The 24,448-nt window shown below is 25.9% G+C and carries 17 protein-coding genes; 14 read left to right on the top strand and 3 right to left on the bottom strand.

The features are described 5' to 3' along the window. Positions 1-22 precede the first annotated feature (22 nt). Complete coding sequence (locus EI91_RS01115; protein WP_036452103.1) at positions 23-436, bottom strand: hypothetical protein; 414 nt, start codon at positions 434-436, stop codon at positions 23-25. A gap of 207 nt (positions 437-643) precedes the next feature. On the opposite strand from EI91_RS01115, the gene EI91_RS01120 reads away from it, so the two are divergent. Together EI91_RS01120 and tig are read left to right on the top strand one after the other, a co-directional pair. After that, entirely contained in the window at positions 644-1,639 is a 996-nt protein-coding gene (locus EI91_RS01120) for an NAD(P)H-dependent glycerol-3-phosphate dehydrogenase (RefSeq protein ID WP_036452105.1), read from the top strand. A gap of 83 nt (positions 1,640-1,722) precedes the next feature. After that, positions 1,723-3,024, top strand: a complete 1,302-nt coding sequence (gene tig, locus EI91_RS01125) for a trigger factor (protein ID WP_036452107.1) — start codon at positions 1,723-1,725, stop codon at positions 3,022-3,024. 36 nt (positions 3,025-3,060) lie between these two features. Here tig and EI91_RS01130 read toward each other — a convergent pair whose 3' ends face one another. Next, entirely contained in the window at positions 3,061-4,593 is a 1,533-nt protein-coding gene (locus EI91_RS01130; RefSeq protein ID WP_036452109.1) for a hypothetical protein, read from the bottom strand. A 55-nt stretch (positions 4,594-4,648) separates the two neighbouring features. Then, positions 4,649-7,378 (bottom strand): cation-translocating P-type ATPase, encoded by a 2,730-nt coding sequence (locus EI91_RS01135; protein ID WP_036452111.1) that lies wholly within the window; start codon positions 7,376-7,378, stop codon positions 4,649-4,651. Positions 7,379-7,520: 142 nt separating this feature from the next. Here EI91_RS01135 and EI91_RS01140 point away from each other — a divergent pair, with 142 nt between their 5' ends. The 12 genes from EI91_RS01140 to EI91_RS01195 all read left to right on the top strand — a co-directional run bounded on the left by EI91_RS01140 (position 7,521) and on the right by EI91_RS01195 (position 24,413). After that, positions 7,521-10,337: a hypothetical protein gene (locus tag EI91_RS01140; RefSeq protein ID WP_036452113.1), complete on the top strand. Its 2,817-nt coding sequence runs from the start codon at positions 7,521-7,523 to the stop codon at positions 10,335-10,337. Positions 10,338-10,462: 125 nt separating this feature from the next. Then, positions 10,463-10,801, top strand: a complete 339-nt coding sequence (locus EI91_RS01145; RefSeq protein WP_036452114.1) for a hypothetical protein — start codon at positions 10,463-10,465, stop codon at positions 10,799-10,801. Positions 10,802-11,282: 481 nt separating this feature from the next. Next, complete coding sequence (locus EI91_RS01150) at positions 11,283-11,738, top strand: hypothetical protein (protein ID WP_036452115.1); 456 nt, start codon at positions 11,283-11,285, stop codon at positions 11,736-11,738. A 278-nt stretch (positions 11,739-12,016) separates the two neighbouring features. Further along, positions 12,017-12,673, top strand: a complete 657-nt coding sequence (locus EI91_RS01155) for a hypothetical protein (protein WP_036452120.1) — start codon at positions 12,017-12,019, stop codon at positions 12,671-12,673. A 2-nt stretch (positions 12,674-12,675) separates the two neighbouring features. Continuing rightward, positions 12,676-13,365 carry a hypothetical protein gene (locus EI91_RS01160; RefSeq protein WP_036452122.1) on the top strand — a complete coding sequence of 230 codons (690 nt, stop codon included), beginning with the start codon at positions 12,676-12,678 and terminating at the stop codon, positions 13,363-13,365. Positions 13,366-13,456: 91 nt separating this feature from the next. Beyond that, entirely contained in the window at positions 13,457-15,337 is a 1,881-nt protein-coding gene (locus tag EI91_RS01165; RefSeq protein ID WP_036452123.1) for a hypothetical protein, read from the top strand. Between the two features lie 7 nt (positions 15,338-15,344). Next, a complete protein-coding gene (locus tag EI91_RS01170) occupies positions 15,345-16,016 on the top strand; it encodes a winged helix-turn-helix domain-containing protein (protein WP_036452361.1) in 672 nt (223 codons plus the stop codon). A gap of 141 nt (positions 16,017-16,157) precedes the next feature. Next, positions 16,158-18,206 (top strand): hypothetical protein, encoded by a 2,049-nt coding sequence (locus tag EI91_RS01175; protein WP_036452124.1) that lies wholly within the window; start codon positions 16,158-16,160, stop codon positions 18,204-18,206. Beyond that, a complete protein-coding gene (locus tag EI91_RS01180; protein WP_036452125.1) occupies positions 18,193-19,833 on the top strand; it encodes an alpha-amylase family glycosyl hydrolase in 1,641 nt (546 codons plus the stop codon). The genes EI91_RS01175 and EI91_RS01180 overlap by 14 nt, the downstream gene beginning before the upstream one ends. 8 nt (positions 19,834-19,841) lie before the next feature. Continuing rightward, entirely contained in the window at positions 19,842-22,211 is a 2,370-nt protein-coding gene (locus EI91_RS01185) for a glycosyl hydrolase family 65 domain-containing protein (RefSeq protein ID WP_036452126.1), read from the top strand. Beyond that, a complete protein-coding gene (gene pgmB / locus EI91_RS01190; RefSeq protein WP_036452128.1) occupies positions 22,204-22,869 on the top strand; it encodes a beta-phosphoglucomutase in 666 nt (221 codons plus the stop codon). The genes EI91_RS01185 and pgmB overlap by 8 nt, the downstream gene beginning before the upstream one ends. Positions 22,870-23,102: 233 nt before the next feature. Further along, positions 23,103-24,413, top strand: coding sequence for a BMP family ABC transporter substrate-binding protein (locus EI91_RS01195; RefSeq protein ID WP_169738028.1), 1,311 nt, complete (start codon positions 23,103-23,105; stop codon positions 24,411-24,413). Positions 24,414-24,448: the final 35 nt, after the last annotated feature.

Raw genomic sequence — 24,448 nt, forward strand, 5'->3', positions numbered from 1 at the left:
TAAAAATAAAAACATCACTAAATTAAATATCAAGCTTGTTGACAATAATTCTAGTGGTGTTTGTCATATCAATTTTTTCATTTTTGGTTTCTTTGACACTGTTTTGGTCAATTAAAGACATCAATCAGTTGATTTGATTACTTTCAAATGAGTAAGTGTCCATAAAACAACCCTTTTGTAATAAAAGAGCGTTTTCAAGATTAATGAATTGTTCATTTAAAGCTTCAAGTGGTTTGCTTAAAATAGTTTCAGGTTCTAACCCTAATGTCTTATGAGTGCTTTCTTGGATAGTAAAATCAGCACCTCGAAAATGCACTTGCTTCGTAATTTTATTAATTCATTCTCACTCTTTTTGGATTTCTTTATTTTCTAAAAGAGCAAGCTTTTTAAGATCAGAGAAACTATTTTTTTTATAAACTCGATGCTTAATCTTCATAAGATTATTTTACTATAAATTTAATTTTTACTTTTTTAAATTTCACTATAAAAATTTGTTTTTGATAAGACATTCTCTAAGGATGACTAAATATATTTTTTATTATAGTTTCATCAATAAATTTTCACTTTTATTAATGTGATAAATTTATCAATATTTTTTTCAAAAAAGGGAAAAAATCAGATTATTTTATATAATTTTAACACTATGAAAAAAGCAAAAAAATTTGGTTTTATTGGCACAGGAGCTTGATCTTCAGCTCTTGCGAATGTTCTTAGTGAAAATGGATATGAGTCAATGCTTTACGGAATTGATAAAAATGAAATTGATGATATTAATAGTGGTTATAATAAAAAGTATTTTAATAGTAGAATGTTTGTGAATCCAGAAAATATTAAGGCGACAAACTCTCTTGAAGAAGTTTTAAAATTTGCTAATGTTATTGTTCTTGGTGTTCCTTCGCATATTGTTCGTTCAGTATTAAAAGATATGCAAGATATTTTAAAATATAAAAAAATAGATTTAGTTAACCTTTCAAAAGGTATTGAACCTAGCAGCGAGCTATTTTTTTCAGAATTTATTAAGAAAAAGTTTAAGAAAAATTTAAAAAATTTAGCTACGTTTATTGGTCCATCATTTGCTAGTGAAGTTTTCAATAATAAACTTACTATGATAAATGTAACTGGTGATAATGCTGATTATATTGAAATGTTATGTGGACATTTTAACAATAATAAATTTAAAATTGTTCCTAATTTTAATACTAAAGGGACAGAAATTTTTGCTGCTCTTAAAAATGTTTTAGCAATTGGTATGGGAATTGTTTCTTATCAAGACGATTCTAGAAATACACATGCAGCTTTATTATCAATGGGACTAAGAGAGATTGTTAAAGTTTATCAACGATTATGCCCTGGTGAAAGTAATTCACCAGTAGCGTTGGATTTTGCTGGTGTTGGTGATACTGTTTTAACCTGCTCTAGTTTTCAAAGTCGGAATTATACTTTTGGAAAAGATGTTGCTGAATTTGGAATTGATGTCGCTGTAGAACGTAATGCAACAACGGTAGAGGGTTATCAGACAGCTAAAACATTAGAAAAAATTATTCGTAAAAAGGATATCGATGTCCCTTTATTTAAAAACATTATTCAAGTTTTATTTAAACACAAAAATCCTTTTAAAATTTTAGATTTTTTGAAGTAAATGGATTTTTCTTAAAAAGATAAAAATAATGTAAAATATAAATAATTTATAAAAATATATTTAGACATTTAGGAGAAATAATAATGAAACACGAATTAAACGAAGCAAAAAACGAATTAGTTGTTTTGGTAGATGCTTCAAAAGAAGAAATGGAAACTACAGTTCAAAAGTACGTTGATTCTGCTTTAAAAACTGTTAAAGTACCAGGTTACCGTCCAGGTAAAGCACCTAAAGAAAAAGCCCTTGCAAGAGTAAATTTTGAAGAAGTTAACAATAAAGCTTTAAATGATTTATTCAATCAAAAATATTTTTCAGTACTTACATATATTTCAGAAAATAAATTAGAAGCAAGCTCACAATTCTTTCCATCTTTAGATACTAAAGAAGATGGTTCATTTACTTTAAAATATCACTTTGCTTTACTTCCAAAATTTAATTTTGAAATCGCTAATGCAAAATCAAAAATGGGAGAACTTAAAGCGACAGATGCTGAATTAGAAGCTAAGTTAGAACAATGATTAAAAAGCTTATCTGTTCCAACTCAAGTTGAAGGGCCAACACAAAATGGTGATGTGGTTAATATTGATTTTAAAGGATTTATTAATAACGAACCATTTGAAGGTGGCGAAGCTGCAGGTTATGACTTAACTCTTGGTTCAAATAGCTTTATCCCAGGATTTGAATCACAATTAGAAGGAAAAGAAAAAGGATGAAAAGGTTCAATCAACGTAACTTTCCCTGCTGATTACTTCTCAAAAGAATATCAAGGAAAAGAAGCTGTTTTTGAAGTAACAATTAATTCAATCAAAAGAGCTGAATCAATGGAACTTAAAGATGAATTAGTAGAACAATTCTTTATTGATAATGTTAAAACAGTAGCTGATTTCAAAGCATTTTTCTTCAAAAAACAAGCTACTGATCACTTCTTTAAAATAGAAACTGATTATTTAAATTCAGTTATCGCTGAAGTTGCCGCAACAGTTAGCGCACCACTTCATGAATCATTCTTTAGTGAAGAAGTAGATAAATTAGAAAAAGAATTAGCAAATCAATTAAAAACTTTCAAAATTAAAAAATCTGAATACTTAGGTCTTGTAAAATTAACAGAAGAAGAATTACATTCACAATTTGTTAAACAAGCAGAAAAAGAAGTTCTAGATCGTTTAGCAACAGGATTTTTATTTGAAAAATATAAAGATTTAAATTCAGAAGAATTAGTTGAAAAAATTAAAGCTTTAAATTTATTCCCTGCCAACTCAAATGAAGAAACAAGTCAAATTTTAGCAAAACAATTTTTAATGGTTCAAGCTTTATTAGAAGAAACAAAATCTGAAAAAGCAGAACAACACAAAGCAGAATTTGATGCTCTTACAGCTACTAAATAATAAAAGTATTAAAAAATCAGCCTAATGGCTGGTTTTTTATTCGTTTATTTTTCAAGTTTTTTGTTTTATTGCAATTTGATTTAACTGAATTTTATATAAGAATCAAGCTATTACTCCAGGAATAAGTAAGATTAAAATGATCAGAATAACTGTAATTAATAAAAAGTTATTTTGTAAGTCAAATAAAACCGAAATTCCTTGCAGTAAAGATGCGGCAGATAACAAAATACCAAAAATAGCAGCTCACATTCCGTATAGCAAAGAACGATTTTCTTTTTTCATTTGTTTAATGTCTTTATAAATATTATTATAGCTTTCTAAATGTCATTCTAATATAGCTTCATTTTCTTCGATTTGCATTGATTTTTTTAGTTCTAAAAAATATTCATTTAAATCACTACTTTTATTTGATGGTAAAAATATTTTATATTGAAACATTAATTTTTTGTAAAAATTAATTAATTCTATATTATCTTCAAGTTGTTTAATTTGAACGTTTTTCATCGGATCTTTACTATCAAATGTTGTTACCAAATGATCAATAATTTTAGTAAGAAAAATTTTATAATGTAAAGTCATTAAGTATATAAAGTAATAACAATAATTTACTTTATTTGTTAAATAATTCACTACTTTTTTATTCTTTTCTTCTTTTTCTTTCTTTTCATTCTTATTCATTTTTTCATTGTCTTTTTTTAAATCAAATAATTTGTGATTTTCTATTTTAAATATAGAATTATTATTTTTAAAATATGCATTAAAATCTCTTTGACTATAAACTCATGAATTATCCACTAAATTTAAAGGAGAGTATTCTAAATAATTCATTTCTAAGAATGAATTAGCAATTTTATTTGCTTCCTTTTCGTCAGTATAATAAGCATTAAAAACATAACTATTTTCTCTAAGTAATTGATAAAAACTATCTTTTAATATTAACTGACTTAATTTACTTCCGTAAAGAGAGGTTGCAATTTTTAAACAAATTTGTTCAATATCTTTTCCTAATAAATCATAAAAAAATCGTGTAGAATTATATTTTTTATTATCCATTTCAAAAGCTAAATTGTCATTTTTATGCAATTTTGTACTTTTATCACCAAAAATAGTATTAATTCATGATGTATTTTCTAAAATTTCATTTTGAAAAACAATTATTTTTAGTTCAATAAAAATGATGCCTGATTTAAAAAAGTGAAATTTTATGCCATTAACAGAAAAAATGCATTCCTTTTTAAGTTTATTATCTTCAGTGTTTACATTTTGAATTTTTATATTTTTAAATTTTTTTAAATTATCTTTAACTATTGTAATTAAAATTTTGTTTTCATCATTTTCTGTTGATAAGAAAGAATTAAACATTTTATTAAGTTTAAAATATTCAAATTTTAATTTATTATCTTCATTTTTTTGAATTTTAAAAATACCAGATTCTTTGAAGATTTTACTTAGTTCTTTCATGTTTAAGTTAAAAGTAGACTGTTTTCATAAATTTTTTTCAGCAGAATTATCAATAATATCCAACATATCAAAACTCATAAAAATTTTATTTGTAATTACTTTATCCATTTATTGCTCCTAAAATTATTTTAAAGCAAAATAAAAGTGTTTTGAACAAACACCTTTATTTTTTATATCTAAAGAATTCTTTTAAATTATAGTTAATTCATGCTTTATGAATTTCTTCGTATCCTAAAAGAATAAATCCGAATAGAATAGGTACGATTCAATATCCATGATTAAAATTCTCTGGCTTTAAGCTTGATAAATTAATCATTTTAAACATTGAATTTAATCCTGGGACAAAAGCTACTAGTAAAACTAAAAATAATGATGATAAAGTAGCTAAATAAACTCATTTGTATTTAAGTGGATTACATTTAAAAATATTATTTTTGCTCATTAAGTTTAATGAATTAATACTTGCTCCTATCCCTAAAGTTGTGAAACATGCAAATGCAGTTAAGTGCACAAATTCTGAACCAGTTACACCTTGTGCTTTAGCAATAAATCCAACAATTAAATAAGATAATAGGGCAGCAAAAGATAAAATTAAACTTTGAATAACTAATTTTCATCCCATACCACGTGAAAAAATGCTTTCATTTTTACTAAAAGGCATACGTGTCATAACGTTGTCATCAAGTGGTGTCATTCCTAGTGCAATTGCTGGTAATCCGTGAGTTAATAAGTTAATTCATAATAACTGAGCAGCAGATAAAATAAAGAATTCTTCTTTACTAATAGCTGTATTAAAAATGAATCTAAAAGCAAAGAGTCCGACTAACATGACAATAATTTCTGTTAGGGAAGAAACTAAAAGGTTTAGAATTACAGTTTTAATTCTATCGAATGTTTCTCTACCGTCTTTAATACCTTTAACAATAGTGCTGAAGTTGTCATCAGTTAAAATAACATCAGCAGCTTGTTTAGAAACATCGGTTCCAGTAATACCCATTGCGCATCCTAAATCAGCAGCTTTTAGAGCAGGAGCATCATTTACACCATCTCCAGTCATAGCTACAACTTTAGAATGTGATTGTCAAGCTTTTACAATTCTAAGCTTATCAATTGGATTTACACGTGCATAAATTGAAATAACTTCAACTTTATCAGCTAATTCTTCATCTGTCATTTGCGCTAGTTCTTCGCCTGAAACAACTAAATCACCTTGCTGATAGATACCTAATTCGTATCCTATAGCTTTTGCAGTAGTTAAATGATCTCCTGTAATCATTACAGTTTTAATTCCTGCTTTTTTAGCTTCTAAAATACTTGCTTTTACTTCTGGACGAGGAGGATCTATCATCCCTACTAATCCGATAAATGTTAAATCTTTTTCATCATGTAAATCTATATCGTTTTTATAATCAGGTAAGTTCTTAAATGCAACAGCAATAACTCTTAAAGCTTTTTCTGATCATCTATTTACACGATCTACATCTTCTTGTGTGACGTTTTTTGAACGATTTAAAATAACATCTGGAGCGCCTTTAGTAATCATGAATTTTTTACCTGCTCCATTATCGACTAAAACTGACATCATTTTTCTATCACTATCAAATGGTAGTGAAAAGATTTTTTTGTTAGTTTCATAAAATTTTTCGAAACTATTATTATTTTTAATACCAAAACGCAAAATACCTGTTTCAGTTGGATCTCCAACTTCTTCATATTCACCGTTTTCATTTAAATGAACACTAGCATCACAGCAAGCAACAAAAGCACTTAATGCTTTAGAAGTAGATAATTCTCCTTCTTTTTGTAGTGCATCATAAAATTTCACGACTGTCATTTTATTTTGTGTAAGTGTTCCTGTTTTATCAGAACAAATAACATTAGTAGAACCAAATGTTTCGATTGCAGGGAAAGATTTTACAATAACATTTTCTTTAGTCATTCTAGAAACACCAATTGCAAGCAATACGGTTGTGAAAGTAATTAACCCTTCCGGTATAGCAGCCACTGCTAATGAAATAGCTATTATTAAAGCATCAGAATATACTTGTGGCTCTTTTCAATTTTCTTCATAGAATAAGTTTGTTAATAAAATTTGTAATACTAATGATACAACAAGTAAAACAATTCCTAAAATACCAAATAACTTACTTAATTTATTTAATTTAACTTGTAGTGGTGTTAAACTTACTTGTTGTTCCTGAATTAGTGAATTAATTTTACCAATTTCAGTATTTGAACCTGTGCTGACAACTTCAGCAACTGCTTTTCCGTTTACTACATATGTTCCTGAAAAAATTTGATTAATTTTTTCAGCAAGAGGAATAATATCTTCATTTTTTAAAATTTTAACTTCTTTATCAACAGGTGTCGATTCTCCAGTTAAGGCTGATTCTACAACTTTTAAAGAATATGATTCTATTAATCTTGCATCAGATGAAATTGCGTCTCCGGCTTCTACAACCAATAAATCTCCAATTACAACTTCATGCGATGGAATTAAAATTAATTTACCATCTCTAATCACTTTAGCATTTAATTCATTTGTTTTTTCTAAAGCTTTGACAGCCTCATCACTTTTAACCTCTTGATAAGCACCAAGGGCTGAGTTTAAGGCGACAACAGTTAAAATAATAATTGGTTCTACAAAACTTACGGCTGTTTCGAGCGATGATTTTACTCCTGTGTTTAATGTTTGATAAATAGCAACACAGAAAGAAATGAATGCAGCAATTAAAAGAAGGATAATCATAAAATCTTTAAATTGACTAAAATAAATTTTAGCTAAACTTCTTTTTTTATTAGCTTTTAATTGATTAGGTCCATATTTTGCTAATCTTCTTTGAGCTTCTGCACTAGTTAAACCAAAGCTTTTAAATTCTTGTTTTTCTCCCATTTTTTCCTTTCTTTATATATCTTATATATAAAATTAATTATATTAAAATCCATGCATCTAAAAAAATTAAATCTTTTTATTTAATTAAAATTTATTAATTAAATGCACTGTTTTATTTTCTTATAAATATATAATTAAAATTATGAATAATAAATTAAAAAATAAATTAACTTTATTGCTTTCAACTGCCGGTACATTGCCAGTTGCTGTGTTATCTGCAAGCTGTGAAAATAATGAAAAAATTAAAGAACCAAATTACCCTCAAATCACTTTTGGGAAAGGGAACTTGACAACTGCAACAGAATTTGTTAATAAATTTAAAGAATTTACAGTTGATGAAAGTTTGAATAATTTAAAGTCAGAAGTTTCAACGTTAGCTAATGATTTTGAAAAAAGAATTTCGATAAAAGATGATAATCAATTAAATTTAAAATGAGCTGAGCAAATTTATAACATCTTATATTTAAATATAGTTATGCAAACATTAGATGTGGCTTTTAGTTTTATGCAAAATGAAGGTAATTCTTTAGATAAAAGAGCTATTACTGTTTATATTAATGCTTTTGAAGTTCCTGATAATTCAAACAGTGAATTAGCAACCTTGCTAAGTAAAGTTCAAAATGATTTAAAGTCTGAAGATTATAATTTTGAACAAAATAAATTAGAAATCCAAAAATTATTTTTATTAAGTGCTAAAAACTTATTGCAAAATGTTAGTGATAAAAATTATATTTTTCAAATTCAAACATTAAATTTTTTATCAAATTTAATTAGCAATAATGCAAATATGCTTACAGAAAGTATTCAGGAATATCCTTTTTTAAATATTTTAGTTTCGCAAGCTACTGAAATGGTTAATGGAGTAAATTCTAAAATAAAGTCAGTTACAAAACCACAGGATTTTTATACCAAAAAAGAAATGCTTGATTTAATACTAAAAGCAGCAAATTGATATAATAAAACAATTAGTTTTTTAACTACAAAATCTAATTTTAAGAATTTTTCAATTTTAACTTCTCATTTTGAAAATAACAATAAATTTCATCAAGATTTTGAAAAACAAATTCAAAAAATTGACAATACTCAAAATGAATTGAAAAATTTAACAAGTACTACTTATAGTCAAAATAAAATTTATTTAGCATTAGAAAAATCTAGTGAAAGTTTAAAATATATTGAACAAAATAGTAAAGGTGAAATTTCTTTTTCGGATGAATTAGTACTAAATAGTGTTAATTTAGGTTATACTGGAGAATACTCGAATTTATATAATGTTATTATTAATAATTTAGCTACAAGCATTAATGAATTACTAAGTTTTTTAGGTACAAATGTTTTAAATTCTGCAAAAGAATTTGTGAAAAAAGAAAATAATCAGGCTAACGATATAAAATCTCAAAATCCTATTGAGCTTTTATATTTTTACGATAATAATTATGTTGAATTTCTAAAAAACATTGATAGTTTAGCTCAAAAAAATAATTTTTCAAACTTAGAAGAAATTAAAACATATTATGAAGCATTACTTAACCAATTTGCTAAGGTTTACCAAAACTATTTAGGTTATTTATTACCTTATTCTGAAAAACTAGGACAAGAATTTCAAAAAGCTATACAAAAATTTGGAATTATAAGTTCATTATTTCCTGTTTTAGATTTTTTTGATGTTTCCGTATCTGCTTTAAAGGAATACACTGAACAAAATAAGCCTAATATTTTCGAAGAATATTCACAAAAGTTTAATTCTGTTGCGAAAACATTTGAAAACTTCTTTTTAAATCCAACTCAAGAAACTAATAAGCTAATCTTTAATAAAATTCAGGAATTAAATTTAAATTTAAGTCAATTCTATGAACAAAAATTCTCAGATTCAAACATTTTACCAACTTTAAATTATTTTGAATCATACGATGATTTTGAATCATTTTTAAATTTAACAGATGCTAACAATTTATTAGATAAAGAAATTCAGGATATTGAAAGAGTAAAATTACCAGAAGCTGAAAAAAGTAATAATACTCAGAATGTTGAATTATTAAAACGAAATTTACTCGAAAATAAACTTTTAAAATCAATTTCTGATACTCAAGGATTAAATCATGAATTTATACCTACTTTAGAAACTAATTTAAATTTAGGACATTTAATTTTAAGTAATAATACTTTTAAAAACCAAAATACTGACAACCAAAATAATTCTTTAATTTCAAAGCTAGATTTTAGAACTTATATTTTAGATCAATCTTTTGGAGCAAGTGATGATTGAGATAATAAGTTAAAAAATACTTTTCTCAAAGATGATTTAGAAAAAGTTTATCTTTTACAGTTTAATTTAAGCCTTAGTAAAATGGAAAGTATTGGTTTTTCACCACTTACTGTTTACGGTAATTTAATTACAGGTGATAAAATTTATAATTTTGTTAATTTACAGTCTCTGTCAGCGCAAGATTTTAATATTTCACAAGAAAATAATCAATTAAATGTAAATTTTAATTTAGTAAAAACTTTAAATAATAAAGTAATACCTAATAATTTACTAAAAGTGCTTAACGGAAATGAACTTTTTGCTTTTAATCAAGATCTTACTAAAGATTCCGCTTTAAATTTATCAATTATTTTTAAAATTAGCAAGCAAGAATATGACTTATTAGAAAATTATAAGCAAATTGCAATACCTAGAAATATTTCTGCTGTTTTTTATTACCTAAAAACATTGTCTTTAAATGATAAAACAAACTTATTAAAAGAAGTATCTGCTAAGTTAATTGAATTTATTAATTTAAATAACTTTGATATTCAATTAGATAGTTTGAAGCAACTTTTAGGTTTAGAAATAAAAAATGATGAACAATTTGTTAAGTTGTTAAATACTTTCAAGGTTGTTTATTCAAATACGCAAAGTAAAGTAGAGGAGCATAACACAACCCAAAGAGTTTCTAGCACTATAACATTAAAGTAATCTATTAGATTACTTTTTTTGTAAAAATCTTTCATACTTATACAAAATTTAAAATGTTTTTATTAAGAAGTATTATCATTTTAATTAATTAAACATTTTTTATTAAAATTTAGTTGAGGATAAATATGAACAAAAAACTAAATCTTTTTGTCTTTTTACAGTTAAAAAGAATATATAAAAATAACCGTTTTGAAAATTTAAAAAATATTAAAGTTGATAAAAATATTTATGCAAATTTAATTGAATATAGTATCAAATCTAAACAATTTTATTTAATTACAAGCGCATTTTTATTATTCATGACATTTGTAATTTGTTTTATTAGTGTGTTTTTTACTAAATCTATTTTTCCTGAATTTAGTTTTTTTCAAGAAAAATCAGATATTCAAGTTATGTTAATTTTTAATTTTATTTCAATTTTTGTGTTTGACATAGTGTTGTTAATAGCTTTTTTATCCACTTAAATAACTTTATCTTTTCCATAAAAATAATTAAAGAGTTAGAACAATTAGAAAAAAACAATCCAAATTTATCAGAAGAAAACCATATTAAACATTTAATTTTTACAGAAAATACAAGTGTAGCTGAAAAAACAGATTTATTTAGAGAAAAATATACTTTATATCCTTCAAAACTAAAAAATAAAGGAAAAAGTATTGATAATGCTTTTTTTCAATTAACATCTGATCGAAAAACATTTCTTTATCTTTTTATGTTTTTAGTTCATTCTGGTTACAAATTTAAAGAACTTGAAAACACTTCACTTGAAAATTTTGCTGATGACTATAATAGAATCTTTAAAAATTAAATAAACATAAATACTCCATTTAATTAGTAAAAGTTTTAGTTACTTTTGTGGAAATATTTCACATTTATGTAAATTTTTGAATTTTATATTTAATAAGTATTATGATTATTTTATATGAAAAATAGCGAGGTTAATTAATGAAAATAAAAGTTCTCGATACTTTTAATATATTAAGTGCACCTGCTGAAATTACAAATTCAGTTATGCCTAACACAGTTCAAACTGTAAATACAACTGTAAAGACAGAAAATCAGGTGAAAGCAGATGATTTTATTAAAAAATTTCAACAAAATATTTATCAAAGCAAAAATAAAACTCTTGAAAAAATAAGTAAAAACATTTTAGATAATAAAATGTCAACTTCAAAAGTAATAAAAAATATTAATGAAAATGATAAAGAAAACTTATTTAATTTAGCTAAGGAACAAATTAAAAATTCTAATTTCAGTGAGGATGAAAAAAATAATTTTTTAACAAAATTAGAAAAAAATAAAAATGACTTTTTGGAAAGAGCTGCAAAAGAAATAAAAAATGTTGTAGTTCAGCATAAAGAAAACTTGAAGGTTACTCAAAAAAATCAAAATATAAGTTAACACAAACAGAAATAAAGACAATCAAAACTTCTTTAAAAGATAATTTTGAAATAAATGATGATGGCGGAATAAATTCTAAAAAAATTCTTGTTAAAATTCAGGAACTTACAAGAGTCAAAACATTTTTAGAAACTAAAGTTAAATATGCTAATGATGAATTAGAACGTTTAGAAAAGAATAGATTAATATTAATTAGTTCAGCTTTAGCTTTTTCCGTTGCGTCTACAATAGGATTTATTTTTGGATTATTTTCTTTTGGTGTTGGTAGTGCAATCGGCTTGGGTACCGCAGCAGTAGCGTCGGGTTTTTCAATTGCTGCATCTTTTTTGTCTTCTTTGATTTCTGATTATAGCAATATAGTAGGATCTGTAAAAGATTTAATAAAAAATATAAAAACTGATGACACACTAGATATAATTCCTGCATTAATAGGGCCGGCTCCTTTATTAAGCAAATCTATTAAAGCAACAAAAATAATTTCAAAATCGATTTCTTATGCTTCTTCAGGTGCTTCAAATGTTTTTGAACCAGGTGCTACTGAAGTTTTAGGTCTAGCGTCTGCTTTGATTAGTGTTGGTATCGATTCTTATAAAGTAAATGAAATTCGTAATCATTTATCTGAGATAAGAAATAATTCTATATTAATTTCTGAAAAAATTCAAGAAATATATTTGTATATTAATTCACAAAGAAAAAACGAATGAGTTGTTGTTAACGAAACAAAGTTAAATAAAAAATATGATGAAGGTGGAATTGGTGGAAGAAACTTACACTTTCAAAATTTACTTACAAATGAAATTCTTTCTATTTCTGAAATGCTAAATAAACCAAAATCTTGATTAGATTTATATAATTTAGAAAAGGTTCATAGTAAAACCAGAGGATGATACATAAGAAAAAAACCAAATTCAATAAAAGAAGATAATTTAGGATAAATATGAATAAAAAATTAAATCTTTTTGTCTTTTTACAGTTAAAAAGACTATATAAAAATAACCGTTTTGAAAATTTAAAAAATATTAAAGTTGATAAAAATATTTATGTAAATTTAATTGAATATAGTAAAAAAGTTAAACAAATGTATTTAATTACAAGTGCATTTTTATTATTAATATCAGTTGCAAGTGTTTTCATCAGTTTGTTTCTCACTAAAACAATTTTTGGCGATTTTATTACATTTGACAAAACTAATGCAAATACACGTGTTATGTTAGTTTTTAATGTTTTTCTTATTTTTGTGATGGATTTACTATTGTTTATTGCGTTTTCTATGCACTTAAGTATTTTTATCTTTTCTATAAAAATACTTAAAGCATTAGAAGAATTGGAAAAAAATAATCCAAATTTATCAGAAGAAAGACATATTAAATATTTAATTTTTACAGAAAAAACAGACGAAACTGAAAAAACAGATTTATTTAGAGATAAATATACTTTATACTCTCCAGAACAAAAAAATAAAAGAAAAGGTATTGAAAATGCTTTTTTCAAATTCGCATCTGATCAAAAAACACTTCTTTATCTTTTTATGTTTTTAGTTCATTCTGGTTACAAATTTAAAGAACTTGAAAACACTTCACTTGAAAACTTTGCTGATGATTATAATAAACTATTTGAAACTAAATAAACATAAAACTTGCATTCAATTGGTGCAAGTTTTTAGTTACTTTTTGTAAAAACTTTTTTGATATAATTAACAAAACATAAAAGGAGAATTAATGAAATTTAAAAATAAAATCCATTCATTATTATTTAGTTCACTTGCTGCACTTTCTACACCACTTGTTATTTTATCTGCTGCTTGTGGTAATACAGATAAAACAGTACAAAATAATGACAAACAAAACGATACAACACAAAATGTTGATGTACAAAATACAAATGATTCAAATACACAAAACGGAGATACAAAACAACCTGAAACCACTACTCCTTCAGAACCAGTTCAAAATAATCCTGAACAACCAGTAGATAATGTAAGCAATGATGAGACAAATCCTGCAGGTACAACAGATAATCCGAATGATCAAAATACTGGAACAGCAAACACTGATTCTACAGTTGATACTAGAGAAGTATTTGAGTTACAAGAAAATTTAGTAAATAAATTTATGCAAATTGAATTTTTTGATGAAGTTGAAACAATTAAAACAGCTAGAGGATTATTTAATGCTAAGTTTCAAAATGCTTCAACACAATCTCAAAAAGAAGCTTTAATTAGAGATTTTCATGAAAAATTATTAAAAATCCAAAACGCTTATAATAAAACGAATATTTTACAATCAATTAAAAAAGAAATTAAATATATTCAATCTCTTTATGTTAAAACTTGATGATTTTCTAATCCGTTAAAAGAACGTGCTTATAAATTATTAACAACAATTACAATCAAGCCAACCGATACTTCAGTTGAAGCTGCTTCTACATTACTTACCGTTTTAGCTTTAAAAAATGATTACAAAAAATTAGAAGCTAAATTTAATAAGTATTTAGATTTAATTCAAACAAGAAATGCTTTAGTTGCTCTTTATGCTCGTTTATCAGATTCGGTTGTTAGCAAATTAGACCAAGAGCAACAAAAGAAAGCTAATAAATTTAAAGAAGATTACAACACAATCGTTAGAACTAAAACTGTTAAAAACGGCAAAAATGTTTATTCATATAAAGTTTTATTTAGCAACTCAATTGAAGAAATGGAAGCTAACATTGTTGAAATGAAAGCTTTTACAGCTCAAGCATTAGTTGATGTAGTTCCGAGCGTTGTTAAAACAATGAAAAATTTAATGCTTACAAACAGTAAAAAAGCAGAATACAAACTAGGTTACTACGCTGAGTACAAAAAATTACTTGACGAAGGTGCTAATTTACAGTTAAGTTCGCAACCAACAGAAGCAGAAATTAAAGCTGTTTTTGATAAATATGTTGAAGCAAATAATAAAAAAACAGACATTGAAAATGAATTATTTGCTATTTCAGGAAAAGTAAAAGAGGCTTTACCTCAAAGAGCATTTACTTTAAGCATTAATGTTCGTAGCTTAGAAGATCAATTATCTGCCGGTGAAGAATTAGTTTGATTATATAAATCTAAGTTATCAGATGGAAGTACACCAGAGAAATTATTTGTTAGTTCACTAGCTCCAGAACTTCCTATTGCTTACCAAACCGAAGAAGGATTATTACAGTACAATAAGTTTAAGGATTTAAGAGCTTTAATTCTAAAAGATTTATTTGTTTTAAATAATGATTCATTCACTAATACTAAATTTTATGAAACAAAAGGTTCAGAAGCTGCAAATGGTACTAAAATATTGGTAACATACTTGATGAATTCAATTGATTTTGCAATTCAAGTAGGAATTATGAATGACACAGTTTATAACTTTTTACGTGGTTATGCAGAACAAACTCAATTTAGTTTTCCTACTATTCCTTATTTTTCATACACATATGATAAATCAGTTTTAGATCGTGAAGTAGGAACAGGTTCATCACGTCCAACAGTGGTGGTTCACACGAAATTTAATTTAATCAGCAATTTTGCTGATTTTTCTTTACTTCTGATTAAAAAATCTAGATTGATTAGTCAAAAAACATTATAATAATTACATGGAAAAAAATAAGTACAAAAACAAAACTTGTCAAATTACGGAATACTTAATGGATTTAATTAAATCTGGTAAAGTTCCAACAAATAAAATAATGCCTAGTGAACACCAATTAATGCACAAATTTGATTGTTCACGTAATATTGTAGTTGCTGCATATCAAAAACTTACTTCACTAGGTGCCGTGTATTCAATTTCAAAAAGAGGACATTTTGTTGCTGAAAATTTTCATAATTTAATTAAACCGCTTTCTTTTTTATTTAAATCAAATCATGAAACAGGTAGTGAAATTTTAAATGTTAATGAATTACCACAATGAATGATTGATAAACATATTATTTTTCTGGACGGATTTCGTGTCTTTGAGAAAAAATATTTTGATGAAGAAAATCAAATAGCAGATGGAATGGTGTATATTTCAACTAAGCATATATACGAAAATGATGAAATTGATTTTGAAAAACCGATTATTGATTTTTTAATTAAGAAAAATGCAGTGTTAAATATTGTTTATCACCTTATTTTTGAACCTATTGAAAAGTATGGTTCTAATCCATCTTTAGCGGTTAGATTTTTTGGTTATGATAACGAAAGTATTTCCATAGCTGGAAAATTTTATATTGATCCAAATTATTTTGAATTTTATCACCAAGAGTTTTCGCTATTAGGTTAGTTATAGCCTAATTTTTTTATTATTTTTTAATTAAAAAACTAATAAAAATTTGATAGTAATTCTTGTTTATTTGTATTGAACCATCAAGATATTTTGTTAAAAAAATGCTCCAAGTTTATTAAAAATTATAATTATATTACGATGAACGTTAAAAAACAAAATGATGATTTTTTTAAAAAATTTGATCATAAATATGCAAATTTAAATGCAAAATTAGGTATTCAATATATTGAAAAAGAAATTTGCGTCAGCTTATGACAACCAATTGCCAAAAAAGTAGAACTTCTGATTTTTGACAAAAATGACTGAGATAAGAAAATTGCTACTTTTGATATGACTTGTGAAAAATTTGTTTGAACTACTAAAATCAGTCAAAATTATGACAGTTTTTATTATCAGTTCCAAATTACACATGATGATGAAAGTATCACTTTAGCTCTAGATCCGTATGCTCTAAGTATGGCACCATTTAATTGATCAGGGAATGAAAAGAAAGTGGGAAAAGCTGCTTTTGTCAATATTAATTCTGATAAAGCTGGTTGCAAACCAATTAATTTAAATTCCAGTTTAGATAATTCTTTAGATCCATATATTTATGAATTGCACGTTAGAGATTTTACAAGTTTAAAAAACCAAAATAAATTAAAACATAGACTAGGAACATTTGAATCATTATTGGAAGCGGACATTTTTAAACATTTAAGAGATTTATCAATAACTCATTTACAACTTTTGCCCATTCATTCTACATACACAGTTAATGAACTAGATAGTAAGATTTATTTAAAAGGCGAAGGAACTAAATGAACAACAAATTATAACTGAGGGTACGATCCGCACAATTACTTTACAATTAATGGTATTTATTCTTTAAATCCACAAGATCCATATTCTCGTATATCAGAATTTCGAAAATTTGTAAATCATGCTCATAAAAATAAAATTGGAATAATTTTAGATGTAGTTTACAACCATATGATGACAAATGATATTTTTAATAATATTTTAGACGGATATTACTACAGAGATAACGCGAAAGTTGTTCCAGTAAGCCAACCACCTTTAGCTGATGAAAGATTAATGGTTAAGAAATTAATTATTGATTCTCTAAAGCATTTTGTAACAGAATACGGAGTTGATGGTTTTCGTTTTGATCTTTCTTGTTTTATGCATGCGGAAACATTACAAGAAATCGCTATAGAATTACGTAAATTAAATCCTAATATTATTTTGCACGGTGAAGCTTGACCATTTAGTGATTTAAAATACGAAGAATCATGAATTAAAGGATCTGCAACAAATAATTATAACTTTGCTTACTTTAATGATACACTAAGAAACTCTATTAAAGGTGGAGAAAATGGGATAGAAAGAGGATTGATTATTGAAAATAATGAAATCTTTTTCAAACAATACGTTAGTTCAATAGTTGGAAATTTAAAAACATTTGATTTTCAAAACTTTGAACATTCAGACAATGATTATGACTTATTTAGTGATAATTTAGGTATGAATTTAGCTTATTCACACTGTCATGATGGAATGACTTTGTGAGATAAAATAAACACTTCCAGTTTTAATTTAAGTTTTCAAGATAGATTAGAACGTTACCGGCAAGGTGTTTTACTTAGTGTGGCAACATTTGGGCGACAATTTATGATGGCTGGAACAGAATTATTACAATCTAAACCAATGGATATAACAGGAATGGACTCTGATAGAGGTTTCCCTTCAAATTATTTAGACGAACTAATTGATGACCCGGATTTAAATCAATATCATTCTAACTCTTATAAAACTACTGATTTTGTAAATGGTTTAAAATGACATCATTTAGAAAATGAAATGGTTAAGCAATATATTTATTATTTTGTGAAAGATTTAAATGCTTTTAGAAAAAATACTAACTTTTTTAAAGCGAGAAACTTATTGGAATTAAAAAATAAATTTAGCTTTATTAAAGTGAATTCATCAACGGGTATTATCATTTTTCAAATTAAAAATAATAATGAAACAATTATTGTTGCACATAATTTTGAATCTGAAAATTATGTTATGGATTTTAAATTTATGAATAATTTTAAAATCTTAATAAATACAAAATTAAATAATAATTTACTTGCTAAAAAAATACTTGCTGCACATTCGAGTGCAATAATAAAAATCGGAAGTAACTATGAAACAAATTAAACTAAAAGATAAAATTTTATATCAAATTTTTCCTCGTTCTTTTTATGATGCAAATAATGATGGTGATGGTGATTTAAAAGGAATTACTAAAAAATTAGATTATTTAAAAGATTTAGGAATTAATGCAATTTGACTTTGTCCAATTTATGATACTAATTTTGTTGATGCTGGTTATGATGTACTTGACTATAAGTCTGTATGAAAACAATTTGGAACATTAGAAGATTTTAAAGAATTAGCGCAGGAAGCTAAGGAGCGTGGTATTGATTTAGTAATGGATATTGTATTAAATCATGTTTCAAATGAACATGATTGATTTAAAAAAGCATGTGAATCTACTAATAATAAAGAGCATAATTATTTTATTTGACGTGAAAAATTAAATGAACAAGAAAGCCAAGCAAAAAGTATTTTTGGTGGTAGTGCTTGAGAATTTGTTCCAAGTGTTAATAAATATTATTTTCATTTATTCGCTAAGGAACAAGTGGATTTAAATTGAGCGCATCCAGATACTTGTATAGCAATGGCACAAGTGATAGATTTTTGATATAAATTAGGAGTTAGAGGTTTTAGATTAGACGCTATCAAGCATGTTGCAAAAACTTTTGATGATACCAAGAATAATCCAGCTTTTGCATGATGCGATGGTGCAGTTGAATATTTAAAAATGTTTAACGAATTAGCTTTTAAAGATAAACCTGATGCTTATACATTTGGTGAAGCAAGCGGAATAACCGCAGATGAACTACAAAAATATGGAATTGGTTTAGATAAGGTTGCGGATAATTATTATAATTTTTCTTGATGATGAATTGGGTGAGGAAGAAAAACTGGGCGTAATGGGTATGATGCAAATTGAGATTACAAAAATTTCGTCATTCAACAAAAACCATTTCAAGAAAATACTAATATTTTAGGAGAAAGTTTCACAAACTTTTTATCAAATCATGATACTTCTCGAAGCGTTTCTCGTTGAGGTAATGAAACAATTTTTCACAAGCAAAGTGCAAAGACTCATGCTTTATTACTTATGACATTAAAAGGAGTTCCTTGCATATATTATGGTGAAGAAATTGGACTTTTAAATAATATTTTTAATAATCGTAATGAGTTTAAAGATGTTGATATTCAAAATGGTTTTAAAGAATTAGTTGATACTAAACAAATATATTCAGAAAGTGAAATGCTGCTTTATTGTAATATAAATTCTCGTGATGCTGGTAGAACAATCATGCAATGAGACAATAAGCAAAATGCAGGTTTTAATGAAAGTCATCAACCTTGAATTAAGCTGGGACGTTTTAAAGAAACAATTAATGTAGAAACTGCTATGCAAGACTTAGATAGTATTTGACATTTTTATAAAAAGTTAATTAGCTTAAGAAAAAATGAATTCAGAAATGTTTTAGTAGAAGGAACAAGTGAAATAAATTTACAAAAAGATGGAGCAATTGAAATTATTCGTAAATTTAAAAATGAAAATATTTACGTTTATATAAACATGACTCAAAAAGAAATTAAAGTGGATACTGTAAGTGGAGAGCAAATTTTATCTTCTTATTCTGATAATAAAAAAGTTATAAATATGCTTAGACCATATGAATCAGTTTTACTTTATAAAAAATAGAGGTAGCAATGGAATTTTTAAAATACGATGTTAAAAATAAAAAAATTTCACAAGTTAAATTTGATAAAAAAGTTGTGGCTAAAACAGAAAGCATTTTTTCTTTAGGGAATGGACATATTGGAATTCGAAGTGCTGATGAAGAAAGAACGATTTACAATAAAGAAGATTTTTTTGTCAACGGATTATTTAATAAAGATAATAAAAATGAAGTTAGCGAATTAGCTAATTTAGCAGATTCTTTATCAACTCCTATTTATTTTGATGGTGAAGAATTTGAGGTTTCTCCTGAAGATACTTATGAAAAAACTCTTTATATAAAAGAAGGAATTTTAATCAGAAAAGTAATTGCCAAAAGAGGCGAAAATAAGTTTGAATTAACATTCGAAAGATTTGTTTCACAAAAAGATTTTGATAAATACGGACAAAAAATAAAAATAAAAATTTTAAAAGCTGATAATCCTGTTGAAATAGTAATTAAACCAGGTATTAATGGTCAAGTTACAAATAATGGAACTCAACATTTTGAAGAAGGTTTAAAAATACGTCCGACAAAAGAAAGTCTCCAAATGCAACAAAGAACCACTTTTTCTCGTAGACTAGCTATTCATAATTTACTAACAAAACTTTTTGTAAATAATAAGCTTATTCTTGGTGGAAACGATGATTATGTAATTGAAATAAAACGTAGAAAAATTGAATTTAAAATTAAGCAAGTTTTAAAAGAAGGTGATTGTTTAGAACTAGAAAAATTAATGTCAGTTAACACTTCCGTTGATAATAAAAAATGTTTAATTACAGATTCTAAAGTTGTTAAAAATGCACAAGAAAATTTAGATTTCTTACTTAATACAAGCTATAAAAAAATGAAAAATGATTCAATTGCAGCTATGCAAGAAAAAGTTTGAAATCGTTTTGATGTTAAAATTGAAGGAAATGATGAAGCTGAATATGATTCTTTAGCTTTAGATTTTGGAATTTTTCATTTAAATAATTTTGTTCCAACTAATTCTGAAAATAAAAATGTTGGAGCAAAAGGTTTAAGTGGTGAAGGATATCAAGGCCATACTTATTGAGATACCGAATTTTTCATTAATCCAGTTTATTTATTTAATGATCCTAAAGTAGTTCGCAATTTACTTACATACCGTTATAAAGGAATTGAGGGTGCAAGATTAAAAGCACAAGAACAAAAAGAACGTGCTGAGGAATCAAATCTCCAAGGTGCTCAATTTCCTTGAGAAATGGCTTGACCTACCGAAGGTGAGGTTTGTCCATACTGAGGACAAGCTGATGTTGTTACAGGCAAGCAAGTACCAATTGCTTCCAGAAGACAAGAAATTCATGTTTCAGCGGACGTAGCATATGCAGTTAATCAGTACTTTAATGTAACAAAAGATATTGAATTTATGAAACAAATGGGATATGAAATGATAATTGATACAGCGTGATTTTATGTAAATCGTGCAGAAGAGCAAGCTGATGGAACTTTTGAAATAAAAGATGTTATGGGACCAAATGAATATAAAGGAAACATTGATAATAACGCTTATATTAATATGATGGCAAAACATAATATTGAATTAGCCCTTAATTATATTAAAGATTTAAAGCGGACAGACAAAATTCTTTATCAGTCAATTATTGATAAAATTCCTTACAGAATTAATGTTTCTAAAATGGAACATGTCCTTAGAAAATTAAAACAACAACATCCAAATGAAAATAAAATTATTGCAGAAAACGATCAATTTTTAAAATTACCAAAAATTGACGTTTTACCATTTCAATGTTTAGGTGATGCAGGTAAGAAATTATTTACTACAGCAGAAGGACATAAAAGATTATGTTCACAACTTGTTAAACAAGCTGATGTTGTCCTTTTAATCAACATTTTACCTCACTTTTATGATCGTGAAATTCGCCAAGCTAACTTTGAATATTATGAACCTCTAACAACTCATGATTCTTCTCTGTCACCTGCAACTTATGCTATTGAAGCTGTTAGATTAAATAAATTAAAAAAAGCCTATGAACTTTTTAAATACGGAATTAATATAGATTTAGGTCCAAAAATGCATACTTCTGATGCGGGAATTCATGCTGGTTCACTTGCTGCAATTTATCAAATGATCGTTTTTGGTTTTGGTGGTTTAGATTGACATAATAATGAATTGCATATAAATCCTAAATTACCTGACAATTGAAGTAAATTAAGCTATAAATTCTGATATCAAAATACTCAATTAGAAATTAATATTAATAAAAAAGAATTTACAGTTAAAAATATAACTCAAAATAAAATTGTAGAAATTTATATAAATAATAAACGTGAATTTATTGGTGTACAGAATAAAACTTTTGAGGTAGTTAATGATTAAAGGATTTATTTTTGATTTAGACGGAGTTATTACAGATACTGCAAACTTACACTATAAAGCTTGAAAAAATAAAGTTCAAGAACTTGGCATTGAATACAGTGAAAGTGAAAATGAAAAATTAAGAGGCTTACCACGTAAAGCAACTTTAGAAGCAATTTTAAAATTAAAAAATCCAGATATAAAATTATCTGAAAAGCAGTTAGATGAAATTTGTGAAGCAAAAAATCAAGAATATATTAAATTGCTAAATACTGAAATTACTCAAAATTCAATATTACCTGGAATTAAAAAATTTTTAGAGCAAGCTAAAAAAAATAAAATAAAAATAGCCATTGCATCAAGTAGTTACAATGCTCCGCTTATTTTAAAAAAATTGGAAGTTATTGATTTGTTTGATTATATTGTGTTTCCTGGTGATTTGAAAAAAGGAAAACCTGATCCTGAAATTTTTCTTAAAGCAGCTGAAGGACTAAATTTGAATGTAAATGAATGTGTTGGTTTTGAAGATGCAATAGCCGGAATAGAAAGTATTAAAGCAGCTAATATGTTTTCGGTAGCAATTAAAAATGGTTCATCAGAAGATTATTGCAAAGCAGATTTAATTTTAGAAACAACCGCTAGTTTAGATTTTGATTTTATTATTCAAAAATTTAGTTAAATTTTAATTATTTTAAAATGTGAAAAGTTTTTCACATTTTTTATTTTATTAAATTCAGTGTATTTAATTTTTTTAACACTGTAATATAGGGATATTAGTAAAAATAATTCTAAAAAAATTATTTTTGAAATTTAAAAAATAACAAAAAATCAGAAGAAAAGTCTTAATAAATTTATAATAATAATTCATAAACATGCAAAAAATTCGAGGTATTTATAAGTATTATGAAAAAAATGAAATTTTTATTGTTATCAGGGTTAACAGCTGTTTCAGCTTTTCCTTTAGTTGCTGCCGCATGTGGTAACACAGATACTAAACCAGCTTCATACATTAAAGAAGATAAAAGAATCGCTACTTTAGTTGCTAATAATTCTTTAACAGCAGATTATGTTGCTGAACATACAAAAAGTAAAGCACTTGAAGTGGCTTTAGTAACAGATGCTGGAAATGTTACAGATAAATCATTTAACCAATCATCTTGAGAAGCACTCAATAAACTTTATGATCAAAGTGGTGGTAAAATCAAAATTAGACAACTTAAACCAAGTGGAACAGATTATGAATCACAATACATTAATTTATTATCAAAAACTTCTGCTACTGTTTGAGTTCTTTCAGGTTTTAAACACAACGATCCAATTAGTAAGTTTTTAAAAAATGCAGAAACTAAGAAACAAATGATGGACAAAAAAATTGTTATCGTTTGTGTTGACTTTTCTTTAAGTTCTGATGTTTATCCATACGCATACAGTCTTTTATTCAAAGTTGAACAATCATCATGAATCGTGGGTAACGCTACTGCAAATTATTTATCACAAGTATACTCAAGTGATGCTGCTAAGAGATTAGCTGTGTCATTTGGTGGAGGAGCTTTTGGAGGTGTTACAGATTATAATATTGGTTTTGAACGTGGACTATTAGCTTGAAATAAAGCAAATGCTGATAAAAAAGTTAAAACTAATTCTTCATCAGTTCCACTTAACTCAGGATTTGAACCAAACGATTCTATGAGAAACGTTATTAACTCAGTAATTGGTGAAAATCCATCAGTTATTTTACCTGTTGCTGGACCTGCTACACAAGAAACAGTTGGTAAATTAGATCAAGATACTAAATACAATGATGTTAAAGTTATTGGTGTTGACGTTGATCAATCATTAACCTACCCAAGTAATTCATCACAAAACGGAAGATTTTTAACAAGCATTACCAAAAATATTGCACAAGCAGTTTACGATGTTATTCTTGCTACAAAATTAGATTTAGATACTAAAGATCTTTCTGTTAAAGGTGCAAACGGAGAATTACAAGGTAAAATTCTTAATAAAGGTTTAGACTCAGGATGAGTAGGTTACAGTGAACCACACATTCAAAATGCAGACCATAAAAGAATTATGACAGCTGCACTAGCAAGTGCAAAACAAGCATACGAATCATTATCTGCTGAAGATAAAAATAATTTAACTTCATTGACTGTTAATGGTACAGCACAAGAAAATGTTCAAAATGCATTAAATTTATTAGCACAAGAAATCAACAAGTAATATTAAGAACATAAATATAATAAATAATAGTAATA

It is taken from the genome of Mycoplasma buteonis (assembly GCF_000733865.1).
GTDB classification, from domain to species: Bacteria; Bacillota_I; Bacilli_A; order Mycoplasmatales; family Metamycoplasmataceae; genus Mycoplasmopsis; species Mycoplasmopsis buteonis.